This is a genomic window from Streptomyces sp. ISL-87 (assembly GCF_018614095.1).
GTDB lineage: Bacteria > Actinomycetota > Actinomycetes > Streptomycetales > Streptomycetaceae > Streptomyces.
This window is the reverse complement of record NZ_JAGGOY010000100.1, coordinates 1-15,517: the sequence shown is the minus strand read 5'-3', so window position 1 is coordinate 15,517 and position 15,517 is coordinate 1. Positions and strand designations below refer to the sequence as shown.

Sequence of the window (15,517 nt, the reverse complement as noted above, 5' to 3'; positions counted from 1 at the left end):
AGACGGGGGAGCCGTGTCCTATTCGGAGCGTTGGCAGGAGCTGTTCGGACCGATCGACGGCGGGCCCGCGATGAGGCTCGCCTCGGCGGCCCCTGACCCCGGGACCGGCGGGGGCGTGACCGGAAACCTCAAGCACAGCAACCGCCCCTGGACCAGCGCCTCCGGCACCGCCGGCGACCTGCGCACCAGCACGGAGACGAGCCGGTTGGCGCTCGGCCCCGGCCACGAGGGCGTCGAGGCGGGAGCCGCCGGTCTCAGCTCCGTCGTGGCCCTCAAGAGCGTGCTGACGTCCTGGGAGGAACGCCTTCAGGCGGTGCGGGACGAGTGCGAGCAGCTCAAGGGGACCTTGCTGACGGTCGCCAAGGAGATGGGCGAGACGGAGACCGCGATCGAGACGTCCTTCAAGGGCGTCGACGGCGGCGGCAAGGCGGATGAGAAGCGATGACCGGAACCCTCACCTGGCAGCTGCTGCGCGACCTTAAGGCCTCCGAGTTCACGGAGGCGGGCGACAAGTGGCACGAGGTCTCGGACCGCTCGGACTCCGACCGCGTACGGGTCGACCGCGCGATGTCCGCGAAGCTCCGCGAGACCCAGGAGAGCGAGTCGGCGGAGGCGGCCCTAGGCAGGCTCCAGCGCCTCAGCCGCAACTTCCAGTACCTGCACACCGAGTGCGGGCTCGTCCGTACGGCGCTCAACGGGCTCGCCAGCGATCTCGCCGAGCCCAAGAACCAGTTGAAGCAGGCCCTCGCGGACGCCGCCGCCCTGAACTTCACCGTCCACGAGGACGGTTCCGTCAGCTACCCGGCCACCGAGGTCGAGGACCTGACCGGGGCGAAGAAGGAGGCCCCGGGCAGTAAGGTCCAGGGCAGCTCCCGCCTCCCGCTGGAACCGCCCGGCCTCGGCTCGCAGGGGCAGTCGCCGCTGTACCCCGGCTACTCGGGCTTCAAGCCGCTGAACCCGAACGCGGCGAAGGCGCAGGACGTGGCCGACCGTGTCGCCCGGGCCGTACGGTCCGCCCAGGAGATAGACGCCCGGTACGCGAAGACCCTCAGCGGTCTGAAGGCGGAGAAGGGCCTCGACGTCACCGAGGCCACGCTGAAGGACGTCTTCCAGGACACCTCCGACGTCCGCTCCACCGCCGGCATGTACCTCGGCGAAGGCGTCCCGGAGGAAAAGAGCCCCGCCGAGCGCAAAAAGTGGTGGGACGGCCTGACCGACGAACAGCGCCAGGAGTACCTGGAGATCGCACCGGACCTGATCGGCGGCCTGGACGGCATCCCGGCGGTCTCCCGCGACGAGGCGAACCGCAACTACCTGCCGGTCCTCATCGACGACCTGGCGCGCCGAGGCGGCGACGACGCGGAGACCAAGCTCAACGCCCTCCGCGGGATCCAGGACAAACTGAACGAGCCGAGCCGCCCGCCCATGTTCCTTCTGGGCATCGGGGACGAGGGCAACGGACGCGCGATCGTCTCGTACGGCAACCCCGACACCTCCAAGAACGTCTCGGCGTACGTCCCCGGTCTCAGTACCAAGCTCAACGACGAGTTCGTCAAGGACACGATGAAGCGGGCCCAGGACACGGCCAAGGGTGCCCAGCGCGTGGACCCGTCCAGTGCCTCGATCGTCTGGCTGGGCTACGACGCCCCGCAGAACGTGGACGTGATGACGAGGGGCGATGCGCAGCGGGGCGCCCCGGCGTACAACCAGTTCATGGCAGGCCTCTCGGCAACGAACGAGAACAAGGACCCGCACGTGACGGCGATCGGGCATTCCTACGGCTCGCTCACCGTGGGCACGGCCGCCAAGCAGTCCGGCGGGATCCCGGGCGTCGACGATGTGATCCTGCTCGGCAGCCCCGGCGTGGACGCGCAGAAGGCGACGGAGCTCGGCGTGGGCAAGGACCATGTGTTCGTCGGCGCCGCCGACAACGACCCTGTCACCCACCTGCCCACGAAGGGCGAGGCGGCGCTCGGCTGGGTGCTGGGAGGCCCGGTGGGGGTCGCGGTCGGACGTGACCTCTTCGACATCGGCAACGACGACGTGTACTTCGGCAAGGACCCGGCGAGCGAGGCCTTCGGGGCACAGCGCTTCCTGGTCGACGACGGGCCCAGGATGATCCGCGACGGCGGCGGGTTCGACGCCCACTCGCAGTACTTCACTCCGGAGAAGGACCAGGTGTCGGCCAACAACATCGCCAGGATCGTCGCCGGACAACCTGAGAACATCGTGAGGGAGAAGCATCGATGAAGCGCATCACACGGACCATTCGGCTGGCCTGTGCGATGGCCGTGGCCGGCGCGCTGCTCGCCGGGTGCGGGCTGTTGGGCGGCACCAAGCAAGGAGAAGGGGCAGTGGCAGGCATGGACATGCAGGGAGCGGCGGAGCGCGCCGACGCGATGCTCTACGCGACGGTCGGGGCGATCAAGCCGGAGGTCGAATGGGTCCACGACACGACGACGACCGGCAGCTGCGACGTGACCCGCTACTGGACCGTGATGACGGTCGTCTCCCCTCAGCGCCGCGGCAACTTCCTCGGTGTGGTCGAGAGTTTCTGGAAGGCGAGTGGCTATCGGATCAAGACGGTGAATCCGAGCAAGGACATGCCGGAGATCTACGCCACGTCCCCGGACGGCTTCGGCATCATGGTCATGTTCGGTCACGAGGGGCAGGCCTTCTTCGAAGTCACCAGCCCCTGCGTGGACGAGTCGAAGGTGGCAGCGCCCACCAAGGTGGCGAACGGCCGTACGTACGAAGGCGACATCGCCATCCCCACCCCCAACGTCCGCTCCGACTTCTGGTCCGCCGAGACCCCGGCGCCGGGCACCGCCCCCTCGTCCTGACCGCAGGTGGGACGAGGGCCCCATGGCTACACATGTGATCACAGGGGCGGGGTCCGGCGCCGGTGAGACCGTTGCACCGGCCGGACAGCGGGGCGCCGGGGCGGGTGTGGTCGTCGTCGAACTGGCCCCAGACGTCCTCGATGAACCACTGCAGAGTGCCAGCGTCGGTCTGGCGCCGACTACCGGTCTGGGTGCGAGGGCCGCGCCCCTACGTGATGTGCGCGGCCCGGTTGCTGTGTTACCGGAGGCCGTGGCTGTCGAGACGGTGGATGAGACCGGGCCTGCGCTGATTGGCGTCGCGCAGGAGTCTCAGGCGTTGTTGGAAGTCGGGGCTGTGTCCGGTGTAGGCACAGGCCTCGCGCAACTCGCGAAGGAGGGTGACGGCCACGTCGTAGGCACTGGTCTTCTTCGTGGCGATGTGCCCTTCGACCTGGCGCCAGATCCCGTCCGCCTCGGCCGCGCGTGCGGTCAGATGCTTGGCGCGGGCTTCGGACCGTTCGCGTTCGGCGCGGTCGCGGCGCTCGGTGCGGCGGGTGTGGGCGGCGTCCAGCAGCTGCGGCGGTGCGGGAGGATGGGAAGGATGGAACGACGAGGCGGGCAGGCGGAGCGGTTGTGGACGAGGTTCAGGGCAAGGCGGCCGGGCAGGTGCGGGAACTGGTCACGTGGATCGGGGCGGGACGGAAGCTGACCCAGACCGGCCGCGTCATGCTCGCGGACGCCCGGGTACTGGTCGAGCGGCTCGACACAGGCGACCGGATGGACCCGGTGATCGGCGACCGGATGTTCAAGACGAAGTCCAGCGAGGAGCTGTACCACCTGAACCTGCTGGTGGAATGGGCCAAGGCCGCCCGACTGCTGAGGGTCGCCGGAGGCCGTCTGCTTCCGGTCAAGAAGAACGCCCGGCTGCTCGACCGGCCCGATGAGCTGTGGAACGCGCTCTTCGAAGCGGTACCGCGCATCGGAAGTGCCGTACTGGTCTCGGGGTGGCTGGAGTCGGTCTTCTCGCAGGAGTACGACGCCGGCCTGCGGGCGTTGCTGCACCGGCTGTACGCGGTCGGCGGCCCGGTCGGCGGGGAGACGCTGCGCACGGCGGTGTGGCAGGCGGTGACCGCGCCCTACATCCTCGATGACGTGCCCGCGGAACGTCTGCGGGGCTGGCGCGGCAGCAACGACCGCGACGTGCGGCTGCTGCTCGACGCCCTCACAGCTCTCGGGGCCGTCCGACGCGACGACGACACCGCGGAGTTGACCGGTCCGGGCCGACGGGCCGTGGCCGTGATGCGAGGCGAACCGCGGCCCGGAGACCCGGTGTTCCAGCTGCGTATCGATCTGGATGATGTTGCCGCACCGGCGGTCTGGCGACGTGTGCAGGTGCCTGCCACGGCCCGGCTCGACCAGGTGCATGCCGTGATCCAGGCTGCCATGGGCTGGGAGAACAGCCATATGCACGCCTTCACCGCGGACGGTGTCCAGTACGGCCGGCCCGTTTCCGAGCTCGGCTTCCGGGACGAGCGGGCCGTCACCCTCGGCGCCCTGCTGAAGGAGGGCGGGACCCTCGCGTACACGTACGACTTCGGTGACTCCTGGGAGCACCGCGTCACGTTGGAGCGCCGGCTCGCAGCCGAGGCGGACCGGAGCTACCCGGTCTGCGTGGCGGGTTCCGGCGCCTGCCCGCCGGAGGACTGCGGAGGAAGCTGGGCCTACGAAGACCTCAAGCGGGCTCTCGCCGACCCGTCGCACGCGGAGCACGCGGACACGGTGAGGTGGCTCGGCCTGGACTCGGGCGCCGTGTTCGACCCGGCTCGGTTCACCCCCGGTGAAGCCAACGAGCGGCTTCGGCTGGCGTCGGGGGATGCGTCGTGAGGCACTGAGGGAATGGCATGTGTGCCCGAGAGGGGCCCGGGCTGCCTCTACGATCCGATCTTGCGCCCGATGTAGGCGATCTCCAGGGCCCCTGCTTCGGGCAAGAGCCGGAAATGCAGCCGCCCGGGGCCCGGAGTGAAACGTCCGTGCCAGTCGTAGCAGCGGTCCTCCCCGTCCTCGTCCGTGAAGTGGCACAGGAGTCTGCGCTGCTCATGCTCCGGCGTGATCTTCGCAGCAGGTCGTCCTCCGGGCCGTACGCAGCACGCCAGGTGAGGTCGGGCAGGCCGGCTGGGACGACGGTCAGGCCGATGTCGGGGTCGTCCTTCGGATATGCCTCGTGCCGAACGTCCTGCCCAGTGCCCAGCTGGACGAACTCGCCGTTCAGGAGGAGCCCCGACTCGCCGCCGTCTTCCAGGACGCCCGCCTCGTACGACTGGCGCAGCAGCGAGAGGGCCTGGAGGACCGTGCTCTTGCCGGAGGAGTTCAGGCCGGTGAGCAGGGTGAACGGCGCCAGTGCGAGGTCCTGGCGGCCGAACGCCTTGAATTGGTGATGCCGATGCGCTCAAGCATCCAGGACCTCCCGGAACATCTGGTCGAGCAGGCGGAAGCGGAGGCGGACCTTGCCGATGTCGCCCGTGCCGGCGGACACGGCGTTGAAGAAGCCCGCGTCCTCCATGAGGCCGAGGAACCCCTCCTCCACTTGGAAACGGCGCTGTCGAAGCAGGTCGATCTCATGCGGGGCGTATGCGGAGAGGGTGACCGACTGCGCCTCGAAGAGTGCTACGGGTTCTGTGAACCGTCTCTCGGCCGTCGGGCTCCGTCGTCCACGGGGGCATCGTATGCGGGCGGCCCGGCGGCGGGGTCGGTGGTGGCGTATCAGAGGCGGACGTCTCCGGCGTGGGCGGTGAAGGCCGCCCGGGCGCCGGGGGACACGTGCAGGAGGGAGAGCCCTGCGTCCTTGGAGTCCCGGACGAGGACGGCCGAGGGGACAGGGCGACCTCGACGCAGGTGTCGCCCGAGCTGCCGCTGTAGCCGCTCTTGAACCAGGCCAGTTCGGTGGTGCTCCCGGAGGAGGCCGTCGCCCTGCGCGTCGCCGACTCGACGCTGTCGGAAGGCGGCTGGGGTGAGCTTCTTGCCCACACGGCGGAACCCGAGGTGGGCAGTCAGCGGACGGACGACGGCGAGGTCCACGGGAGTCGCCATCCGAAAGGTCGGGCCGTCGGCGAAACCCGTCCGGTGCCCGCACATCCGGCGCTCGTCGCGGTTCTGCGCGAGCTCGTAGGGCGTGACGAGCTCAAGCCCGGTGATCTCCTGTTCTCCGGAGAGATGGGCGGGCTGCTCGCCGGATCGGGTGTTCCGGCGCGTCTGGAGCAAGGCCCGCGAGGCCGTATTGGACGAGCACGAGTACACCTCGCCCGTCGGCAAGCGCGTGTACGACCTGCGGCGTACTTGCCTGTCGACCTGGCTGAACAACGGAGTCCCGCCGGCCCAGGTCGCCGCGTGGGCGGGCAACAGCGTCCCCGTCCCGCTTGCCACCTATGCCCGATGTTTGACGGGTCAGTTGGCCGACCTCCAGAGGCGTATTGGGGGTCCGCAGGAGTTGCCCGCCGCGGCCTCGCCGACGGACCGGGCGCGGCAGAATTTCGGGAAGTTTTCGGGAAGAACAGCCGCCAGGAGCCGTCCGAAGCCGGGTCCAGCGGACCGTCGACTCCGTTGCCAGGGGCGGTCAAGGGGCTTACGCCGGCGCCACGGCGCCCGCGTCAGAGTGCCGCTGACCTGCGAAAAAGCCCTCCGCGAGGGAGGGCTTCAGGGTGGGACGTGGAGAGTGCCCCCGGCAGGACTCGAACCTGCGGCCAAGTGCTTAGAAGGCACCTGCTCTATCCACTGAGCTACGGGGGCCGGAAGGTGGCCGTGGTGGCCTGGAGCCCCGGGGTGGGGGTGGGGCTGTGATCCATGCCGGGTCAAGGATAGGGCTCCGGTTGCCTTGTCCCGGTTGCTTCACTCGCGTGCCACGATGTGGAGGTTCGGTGAAGCGGTCCCGATAATCGCAGGCAGGTGCGATTCTCGCACCGCTTTTGCGCCGTGGCGCCCTGGGTGTTGTGCACTCGTTATGCCTGCGCCCCACTCGTCCGCTCTGTCCAGGATGTACCACTGGAGTCGCGGTCGGCGCGCAGAGGACGTATAAGCTTCAAAAATGGCCCTAAATTGGGCATTCTTCGCATGTGGTGACCTTGGATGTTCGGCCTCAGCTGCTCGATGCCCTGTCCGCCCTGCGCGACCGGGTCGCGTCCGTGCGTCTGCCGCTGCCCCTGCCCGGTGCCCCGCGCGCCCGCCAGACCAGAGCCGAGCTGCTCGCGCAGCTCGACGACTACCTCGTACCCCGGCTGAAGGCGCCCGAGGCGCCCATGCTGGCCGTCGTCGGCGGCTCCACCGGGGCCGGAAAGTCCACCCTCGTCAACTCCCTCGTAGGACGCCAGGTCAGTGAAGCCGGGGTGCTGCGTCCGACCACGCGCACCCCTGTACTCGTCTGCCATCCGGATGATCACCACTGGTTCGCCGGGATGCGCGTCCTGCCCGAGCTCATGCGGGTCTGGGCGCCGCCGGGGGAGGAGGAGTTGCTGCCGGCCGCCCGGAACACCCCCCGAGGGAACACCCACGCGACACGGGAGGTGCGTATCGAGACCGTCTCCACCCTGCCCCGCGGGCTCGCCATCCTCGACGCCCCCGACATCGACTCCCTCGTCGTCGAGAACCGGACACTCGCCGCCGAACTCATCTGCGCCGCCGACGTCTGGGTCATGGTCACCACCGCCTCGCGTTACGCCGACGCCGTGCCCTGGCACCTGCTGCGCACCGCCAAGCAGTACAAAGCCACCCTCATCACCGTCCTCGACCGGGTCCCGCACCAGGTGCTCGCAGAGGTCTCGCGGCAGTACGGGGCGCTGCTCAACCGGGCCGGCTTGGGCGACGTACCGCGGTTCACCGTGCCCGAGCTGCCCGAGTCGACGGGCGGGGGCGGGCTGCTGCCGGCCAGCGCCGTGGCGCCGCTGCTCGCCTGGCTCACCCACCACGTGCAGGACCCGGCCGCCCGTCAGTACGCCGTCGGGCGCACCGCGCTGGGCGCGCTGGACTCCCTCGGGCGCCGGATGCCGGAGCTCGCCTCCGCCGTCGCCGCCCAGCACGCCGCCGCCGTACGGCTGACCACGGCCGTCGAGGACGCGTACAGGAAGGAGGGCAAGCGGGTCCGTAACCGGCTCGACCACGGTGCCGTGCTCGCAGGGGACGCATTGACCCGGTGGCGCGGCTACCCCCTCGACACCAGCGCCGACGAGCTGCTCGACTCGCTGGCCGAATCGCTCGCCGCGCTGCTCCAGTGCGCCGTGGCCGCCGCCGACGAGCGGATCGCCGAGGCCTGGCGGCGCGAGCCGGCCTCCGGCGCGGTCCCGCTGCCCGCGCCCGACCGGGAAGCGGCGGAACGAATCGGCATGGCCGTACGGCGCTGGCGGCGCGTCCTGGAGGAACTCGCCGAGGACGAAGTCACGCGGCTCGACAAGCAGCCCGCGCCCGACGCCGACGGAGTCGCGGCCCTGCTGGTCGCCGCCCTCCTCGGCGGCAAGCGGGCCCGCCCGGCCGGGGAGAAACTCGCCGAGCGGATCGGCGTACAGGCCGCCCTGCGGCTGCGCGACCGCGGCGGGGAACTGGTCGGCGACCACCTGGACCGGGTGCTGCGCGCCGAACGGGACCGCCGGCTGGCCCCGCTGGAGGCCCTCGAAGTGACCCCGGAACCCCAGGCCGAGCTGATCGCCGCGCTGTCCCTACTGCAGAAGGAGAGGTGACACGGTGACCGCCTTGACCGACCACGCCGACGACCGATGGGACGACGGACTCATCGCTCGCTCCCGCCACCCGGCCCTCGGCCACGACGACGACCACGACGGCGAGGAAGGAGACGACGCGCTCGTGCGGGCCGTCTCCGGCGCCGGCAGCGACGGCGGCAAGGCGCCCGCGCCCCCGCTCAGCCTCGAAGGACAGGCCCTGCGGATGCGCCTGGACGCGCTGCGCCAGCTCGTCGGGCTGTCCCGGACCCGCCTCGACGGCAAGACCCTCGCCGAGGCGGGCCGAGTACTGGACGAGGCGGCGGCGCGGCGCGGACTGTCGCCGCAGCACACGGTCGTCGCGATCGCCGGAGCCACCGGAAGCGGCAAGTCCACGCTGTTCAATTCACTCGCCGGAGTGCAGATTTCCGAGACCGGTCTGCGCCGCCCGACCACCGCCGCGCCGATCGCGTGCAGTTGGTCGGACGGAGCCGCCGGGCTGCTGGACCGGCTGGAGATCCCGGGCAGGCTGAGGCGCCGGCCCCGGGAGACCTCGGAGGCCGAGGCGTTGCGCGGGATGGTCCTCGTAGACCTGCCGGACCTGGACTCGGCGGTCGGCGCGCACCGGGAGCACGTGGACCGGGTGCTGGCACTGGTCGACGCGGTGGTGTGGGTGGTGGACCCGGAGAAGTACGCGGACGCCGTGCTGCACGAGCGGTACCTGCGGCCGCTGGCCGGGCACGCGGAGGTGACGTTCGTCGTACTGAACCAGGTGGACCGGCTGCCCGGGGAGTCCGCCGATCTCGTAATGGACGACCTGCGGCGGCTCCTCGACGACGACGGCATCGCGCTCGGGGAGCACGGGGAGCCGGGGGCCACGGTGCTCGGGCTTTCCGCTCTTACGGGTGAAGGCGTCGGGGAACTGCGGGAGATGCTCGGACAGTTCACTCAGGAGAAGGGCGCCGCGACCCGGCGGATCTCGGCCGATGTCGACCGGACGGCGGTGCGCCTGCGTCCGCTCTACGTCGCCGACGGGCATGCGGGACCGGAGATCGGCGAGGCCGCGCGCGCCGAGTTCGAGGACCGGCTGGCGGAGGCCGTCGGGGCGTACGCGGCCGGGCTCGCCGCCGAGCGGGCCTGGCGGCGCAACGCCGGGAAGGCGTGCGGGACGCCGTGGCTGCGGCTGTGGCGGTGGTACGAGGCCCGGCGCGCCCCGCGCTCGCTGGCCGGACTGGCGTCGCTCGCGGCGATCGGGCGCACCTCCACGGCGTTCGACGCGCCGGTCGAGCAGGAGGTGACCGCACGTCAGCGGGTGGAGCAGGCCGTACGGACGGTCGCGGACGAGGCGGTCATCGGGCTGCCCGACCCCTGGGCGCAGGCGGTGCGGGAGACCGCGGTGCGAGGCGCCGAACGACTGCCGGAGGCGCTGGACGAGATCGCGGTGACGCTGGGCGCGGCCGTCGCGGTGCCCAGCGTCAAGCCGCCGCGGCCCACGTGGTGGCCGGCCGCGGTGCTGGCGCAGGCGGCCATGACGTTGCTTCAGATCTACGGCGGGCTCTGGCTGATCGGGCAGATCGTCGGGTTCCTGGAGCCGAGCCTGATGCCGCCGGTGCTGCTGATGGTGGCCGGCATCGTCGGCGGGCCGCTCGTCGAATGGGCCTGCTCGATCGCTGCCCGCGGGCCGGCGAGGCGCTACGGGCAGGACGCGGAGCGGCGGCTGCGGCAGGCGGCGGCCGGGTGCGGGCGGGCCCGCGTGCTGGAACCGGTGGCGGCGGAGCTGCTGCGCTACCGGGAGGTGCGCGAGCAGTACGCGGCGGTGGCGAAGTTGTCCACAACCCGCCAGTAGTCCACAGGCCGCAGCGGGGTTCCGGTGGTCGCGCCAGCATGGTCGTACCTCGTGCGGATGGTCCGTACGGGTACGGAATGTGGGGGAGGGCGGCCGGGATGAACGACACCATGGTGACGCTGGTGGGTTATGTGGCGACGCAGATCGACTTCAAGGAGAGCCCGAGCGGACCGTCGGCGAGGTTCCGCTTCGCGGTGACACCGAGGTACTTCGACCGGAAGAAGGAGGCCTGGACCGATGGGACCACCAGCTTCTACACGGTGTGGGCGCATCGCACGCTGGCGGTGAATCTCGCAGGCTCCGTTTCGGTCGGCGAACCGCTGGTGGTGCACGGGCGGCTGCGGGTCCGGGAGGATCCCCCCGACGGGGACGGAAACCGCTGGTTCTCGGCGAATATCGACGCCATCGCCATCGGACACGACCTCAACCGCGGTACGGCGGCCTTCCGGCGGGTCGTCAAGACGGACACTCCACTGATGGCCAATCAGAAGGCGGCGGTGGTCTGAGTGTTCGAGACGGTTAGGATTCCCCGGTACTCACGGGCACCTGGGTCTTTGGCCCGAAGGGGAAGACTGTGTCGATTGCCGTTCCCGTATCCTCCGCTCCCTCCGTTTCCTCTGCTTTCTCCGCTCCTGCTGAGCCTCACCCCGCTGTTACGGATACTCCGGGCGGGTCGGCCGCCGGGCCGCCTGTGGTCCCGCTGGTGGTCCCGGCCGTGGTGCCGGCTGCCGTTCCGTTTGGCCCTCCGGCCGCGGCTTCGGTTCGGGCCTCCGCGCGGCGGCCGTGGGCGGTGGCGCTGCTCGCCGCCGCCCTCGCCGCCGCGCCGGGGGCAGCGGCCGCCGCCGACTCCGATCCGGCGGGGGGCCGTGCACCGGAGGGTGCGAGCGCCGTGCTGGACGGGCTGAAGACGTATGGCCAGGCGGTCCTGCACACCAGAGAGGGGGCGGTCCGGCAGATCCCGGCCGGGCTGTACGAGATGCGGGTCGACGGCGGCGGCGTGCTCCAGACGTACGAGGTCGGCCTGGGGGGCGACGCCCAGCCCGAGGCCCGGTATACGGAGATCGGGTGGGGCGGCAGCCCGCTCGCGGGGAACGGGGAAGGGGCCGGCAGGATCCGCTGGGTCCTCGAGCACTCGTACCCCCAGCTGAACGATCTGGCCGGTCTGGCCAAGGCGGCCGGAGCCGGGTCGCTCACCGCCGAGAGCGCGGCGGCCGGCACCCAGGTGGCGATCTGGCGGCTGGCGGACGGGGCGCAGGTCGAGGCCGCGGACCCGGCGGCGGAGAAGCTGGCCGACTATCTCCAGCGGGCGGCGGGGCGGATGCCGGAGCCGCCGGCCTCGCTGGGGCTGGACCCGGGCGAGGTGTCGGGGCCGGTGTCGGGGCCCGTCGGCCGGCTCGGCCCGGTCACGGTGCGGACGGGTGCGCAGAGCGTGACCGTCACCCCGGACGCGGCCGCCGAGGCCATGGGGGTACGGGTGGTGGACGCGGAGGGGCGGCCGCTGGCCACGGCCTCCAATGGCAGCCGGCTGTACTTCGAGGTGCCGGCGGGCACCCCCGACGGGATGGCCTCGGTCAGCGTCCAGGGCTCCACGAGGGTGCCGGTCGGCCGGGTCTTCACCAGCGGGATCCCCGCCCAGGCGCAGATCGTGGCAGGCTCCAGCGAGTCCGCGTCGGCGGCCACCGCCACCGTGGTCTGGCCGCAGGCCCGGGTGGTCCCGCCGGGTACGGAGCCCGGCACGACCGCGGCGGGCGTGGGCGCCCTGTCCGCCCCGGCCCCGGGCACCGGCGCGGCCGCGTCCACCTCGGCCGAATCCCCGGACGAGGAGCGCCTGGCCACCAGCGGCAGCTCCGCCGCCACCCCGGTGATCGCCTCCCTCGCGGTGGGCCTGGTGGTACTGGGCGGCATGGTGGCCCTCCTGCTCCGCAAGCGGCCTCTGGAGGAGGACGAGGAGACTCGGTAGGGCTGGGCGCGGGGGTTCGGCGCCGGGGCTGGCCGCGTGGGCTGGGCGCCTGAGTTGGGCGCTGGGCTGGGCACGTGGGCTGGGTGCCTGAGCTGGCCGCGTCGGTTGGCCGCGTGGGCTGGCCACCCGGGTTGGGCGCGTGGGTTGGGCTCCGGCTCGGCCGGCTTCGACTGGAAACCCTGGCTTGCGCCGGTTCGGCCTGCCTCGGCTGGGACCGCGGCTTGCGCCGGTTCGGCCTGCCTCGGCCTGCCCAGGCTGGGACTGCGGGTTGCGCCGGTTCGGCCTGGCCCGGCTGGGACCCTGGCTTGGGCTGCGCCGGCTCGGCCCCCCCCCCCCCCCCCCCCCGGCTGGGACCGCTGCTTGCGTCGGCTCGGCCTGGCCCGCTGGCCCTGTCTTGGGCAGGCCCGGCTCGGCCTGCCTCGGCTGGGGCCCGGCTTGCGCTGCCTCGGCCTCCCCCGGCTGGGACTGCGGCTTGCGCCGGCTCGGTCTGCCTCGGCTGGGGCCGCGCCTTTGCCGGGGCGGGCCTGGCGTTCTCCGACTCGGCTTGCGGCCTGGCCCTGCCCGCCGGGGTTTCTCATGCCCAGTTCTGGTCTGGTCTGGGGGTGGGGTGGGCCTGGTTGGGTGAGGGGCCGGTTCTGGGGGCGGGCATCCGGGTAGGCGCAGGGAGTGGCTGATCAGCAACTGACCTGGCGAGGCGCGGTCGCGCAGTGGGACCGGCAGCTGTTCGATGTGGTGGCCCGGCGGCATTGGCCCGGGGCCGACCGGGTGCTGCCCCGGCTCGGGCGGGCCGCGAACCACGGGGTGCTGTGGGGTGGGGCCGCCGCGGCGATCGGCGTCCTCGGGTCGGCCCGGGCCCGCAAGGCCGCGCTGTGCGGGGCCGCCTCGCTGGCGCTGGCCTCCGCGACCATCAACACCGTCGGGAAGTGGTCCGTACGCCGGCCACGGCCGCTGCTGGAAGGGGTGCCGGCGGTGCGGCAGCTGGTGACGCAGCCGCAGACCACGTCCTTCCCCTCCGGGCACGCCGCGTCGGCCTTCGCGTTCACCGCCGGGCTGGCGCTGGAGTCCCCGGGGTGGGGGGCCGCCATGGCCCCGGTGGCGGTGTCCGTGGCGTTCTCCCGCGTGTACACCGGGGTGCACTACCCCTCCGACGTGATGGCGGGCGCGGCGCTCGGGGTGGCGGCGGGGTTCGTCGTACGCCGGCTCGCGCGGGACGCGCGAGAGGCCCGGGCCGTGCCGGGTGACGAGCGGAAGGCGGCCGGGGCGCCCGCGCTGCCGGACGGGGCGGGGCTGACGGTGGTGGTGAACACCGCATCGGGGACGGCCGCCAACGCGGGGCTCGACGTACTGCGGGAGCGGCTTCCCCGGGCAGAGCTGATCGAGTGCGAGGGTCCCGGGCTGCCGGCGGCGCTGGCCGCGGCCGCGGCCCGGTCCACGGTGCTCGGGGTCTGCGGCGGCGACGGCACCGTAAGTGCGGGCGCCACCGCCGCACTGCGGGCCGGGGTGCCGCTGGCGGTGTTCCCCGGCGGCACGCTCAACCACTTCGCCCTGGAACTCGGCCTCACCGGCTACGAGGACATCTGCCGTGCTGTCGCCGCGGGCCAGGCCGTCCGCGTCGGCGTCGGGCGCTTCACCCCGGGGCCGGCGGACGGTGCCGACGTGGCCGGGGCCGATGCTGACGTGGCTGTGGCCGGTGCTGACGTGGCCGGGGGTGGGGACGGCGCACCCGGGGGTGCGGGCGGTGCCGACGTGGCCGGGGCCGGTCCCGACGTGGCCGGGGGTAGGGGCGGTGCACCCGGGGCCGGGGCCAGTGCTGATGTGGCGGGGGCCGCTGCTGGCGGGGCTGTGGCCGGTGCTGACGTGGCCGGGGGTAGGGGTGGTGCACCCGGGGCCGGGGCCAGTGCTGATGGGGCTGGGGCCGGAGCACCCGGCGCCGGTGCTGACGTGGCCGGGGCCGACGTGGCCGGTGTCGGCGTGGGCGGGGCCAGTGCTGACGTGGCCGGGGCCGGTGCCGGCGGGGTCGGGGGTGGGGGCAGTGCACCCGGGTACTTCTTGAACAACCTCAGCATCGGGGCCTACCCGGAGCTGCTGAGGCACCGCCTGGAGTGGGCGCCACGCATCGGGGGAGGACCGGCGGCGCTGCTGGCGGCTTGGCGGGTGCTGCGCGCCGAGCGGCCCCTGCGGCTCCGGGTGGCCGGGCGGCCCCGGAGCGTGTGGATGCTCTTCGCCGGCAACGGCACCTACCACGGCACCGGCCCCACCCCCCGTCGGCGCGACAGCCTCGGCGAAGGTCTGCTCGATGTCCGGCTCGTCTACGGCGGCGGCCGCCCCGGCCCGCGCCTGCTGGCCGCCGCCCTCGCGGGCCCGCTCACCCGGTCCCCGGTCCACACCGCCACCCGGCTCCGCAGCCTGCGCATCGGTGACATCCCGCCCGGCACGCCCCTCGCCTACGACGGCGAGTACGCGAAGGCCCCCAGCGCGTTCGTCCTCGACGAGCTTCCCGACGCCCTGACCGTCTACCGCCTGAGCTGAGGCGGAGCGGAGGTGACGAAGTCCCGCCCACGGGGCCCGGGCCGACCGCGCGAGCCTCCTACAGTGACCGGCACATCACGATCATCAGCCTTGTGGAGAGTTGTGTGCCTTCTGTGAAGTCGTCCCGGTTCGCTGCCTCCGTCTCTGCGGGCGCCCCCGCCGTGGCCCCGCCAGTTCCGCCGGCTGTACCGGTTGTGCCGGTTCCGCTCGCCTCGCCCCGGCGCGCCGCCGACTCCGCCCCGGAGCCTGCCGCTCCGGCCGCCGCGCCGGCGCAACCGCCACCACTGTCGCCGGGCCCGGCCCGGCGCCCGCCCCCGCCGCGGGCCCCCTGTCGGCGGCCCGCATGCGCGGCGCGGGATCCGAGGCGTGACGTCCCGCTTCCCGCCCCGACGGTCCTGCCAGCCGTCCGCCTAACGCCCCGACGGACCCAGGTGGCGCCAGGCCCCGATGCCCAGCCCTTCGTACGCCCGACTTCCCCCGCGGCGTACAGCTCAGTCCCTGCTCGGCGTCCGGCCCCCCTGCTCGGCGTCCGGCCCGGTGCCTGCTCGGCGTTCCCGCCTGGTGTCTGCTCGGCGTCCCGGCCGGCGCCCGCCAGCCTCTCGGCGCCGCGCCCCGCCCCGGCGTCCCGCCCCGCCCCGGCGCCGCCCCCCGCCCCGCCCCG

Annotated in this window: 12 protein-coding genes and 1 tRNA gene; 9 read left to right on the top strand and 4 right to left on the bottom strand. The window is 72.8% G+C overall.

Features of this window, described 5'->3' with window-relative positions:
• Positions 1-13 precede the first annotated feature (13 nt).
• From J7I97_RS31005 to J7I97_RS30990, 4 genes are all read left to right on the top strand, one after another.
• Positions 14-445, top strand: a complete 432-nt coding sequence (locus J7I97_RS31005; protein WP_214941553.1) for a hypothetical protein — start codon at positions 14-16, stop codon at positions 443-445.
• Positions 442-2,250 carry an alpha/beta hydrolase gene (locus tag J7I97_RS31000; protein ID WP_214941550.1) on the top strand — a complete coding sequence of 603 codons (1,809 nt, stop codon included), beginning with the start codon at positions 442-444 and terminating at the stop codon, positions 2,248-2,250. The genes J7I97_RS31005 and J7I97_RS31000 overlap by 4 nt, the downstream gene beginning before the upstream one ends.
• The gene (locus J7I97_RS30995; protein ID WP_214941548.1) at positions 2,247-2,843 is read left to right on the top strand and encodes a hypothetical protein; all 597 of its coding nucleotides are present in this window, start codon (positions 2,247-2,249) and stop codon (positions 2,841-2,843) included. The genes J7I97_RS31000 and J7I97_RS30995 overlap by 4 nt, the downstream gene beginning before the upstream one ends.
• Positions 2,844-3,455: 612 nt before the next feature.
• On the top strand, positions 3,456-4,706 hold the full coding sequence (locus J7I97_RS30990) for a plasmid pRiA4b ORF-3 family protein (RefSeq protein ID WP_308369257.1): 1,251 nt from the start codon (positions 3,456-3,458) through the stop codon (positions 4,704-4,706).
• Here J7I97_RS30990 and J7I97_RS30985 read toward each other — a convergent pair.
• The 4 genes from J7I97_RS30985 to J7I97_RS30970 all read right to left on the bottom strand — a co-directional run bounded on the left by J7I97_RS30985 (position 4,651) and on the right by J7I97_RS30970 (position 6,605).
• Entirely contained in the window at positions 4,651-5,205 is a 555-nt protein-coding gene (locus tag J7I97_RS30985; RefSeq protein WP_285441101.1) for an AAA family ATPase, read from the bottom strand. The two genes, J7I97_RS30990 and J7I97_RS30985, sit on opposite strands and share 56 nt — an antisense overlap.
• A 63-nt stretch (positions 5,206-5,268) precedes the next feature.
• Positions 5,269-5,406: a hypothetical protein gene (locus J7I97_RS30980; RefSeq protein WP_214941545.1), complete on the bottom strand. Its 138-nt coding sequence runs from the start codon at positions 5,404-5,406 to the stop codon at positions 5,269-5,271.
• Between the two features lie 31 nt (positions 5,407-5,437).
• Positions 5,438-5,848 carry a DUF397 domain-containing protein gene (locus J7I97_RS39115; protein ID WP_308378375.1) on the bottom strand — a complete coding sequence of 137 codons (411 nt, stop codon included), beginning with the start codon at positions 5,846-5,848 and terminating at the stop codon, positions 5,438-5,440.
• A gap of 684 nt (positions 5,849-6,532) precedes the next feature.
• Positions 6,533-6,605 (bottom strand) — tRNA-Arg (locus J7I97_RS30970).
• A 332-nt stretch (positions 6,606-6,937) separates the two neighbouring features.
• Here J7I97_RS30970 and J7I97_RS30965 point away from each other — a divergent pair.
• The 5 genes from J7I97_RS30965 to J7I97_RS39110 all read left to right on the top strand — a co-directional run bounded on the left by J7I97_RS30965 (position 6,938) and on the right by J7I97_RS39110 (position 14,856).
• Positions 6,938-8,542: a dynamin family protein gene (locus tag J7I97_RS30965; protein ID WP_214941542.1), complete on the top strand. Its 1,605-nt coding sequence runs from the start codon at positions 6,938-6,940 to the stop codon at positions 8,540-8,542.
• Between the two features lie 4 nt (positions 8,543-8,546).
• Positions 8,547-10,367 (top strand): GTPase, encoded by a 1,821-nt coding sequence (locus J7I97_RS30960; protein WP_308369258.1) that lies wholly within the window; start codon positions 8,547-8,549, stop codon positions 10,365-10,367.
• Between the two features lie 98 nt (positions 10,368-10,465).
• Positions 10,466-10,873 carry a single-stranded DNA-binding protein gene (locus J7I97_RS30955; protein WP_214941539.1) on the top strand — a complete coding sequence of 136 codons (408 nt, stop codon included), beginning with the start codon at positions 10,466-10,468 and terminating at the stop codon, positions 10,871-10,873.
• A gap of 284 nt (positions 10,874-11,157) precedes the next feature.
• Positions 11,158-12,327, top strand: a complete 1,170-nt coding sequence (locus J7I97_RS30950) for a thioester domain-containing protein (RefSeq protein WP_214941536.1) — start codon at positions 11,158-11,160, stop codon at positions 12,325-12,327.
• A 666-nt stretch (positions 12,328-12,993) separates the two neighbouring features.
• A complete protein-coding gene (locus J7I97_RS39110; RefSeq protein WP_308365280.1) occupies positions 12,994-14,856 on the top strand; it encodes a phosphatase PAP2 family protein in 1,863 nt (620 codons plus the stop codon).
• Positions 14,857-15,517: the final 661 nt, after the last annotated feature.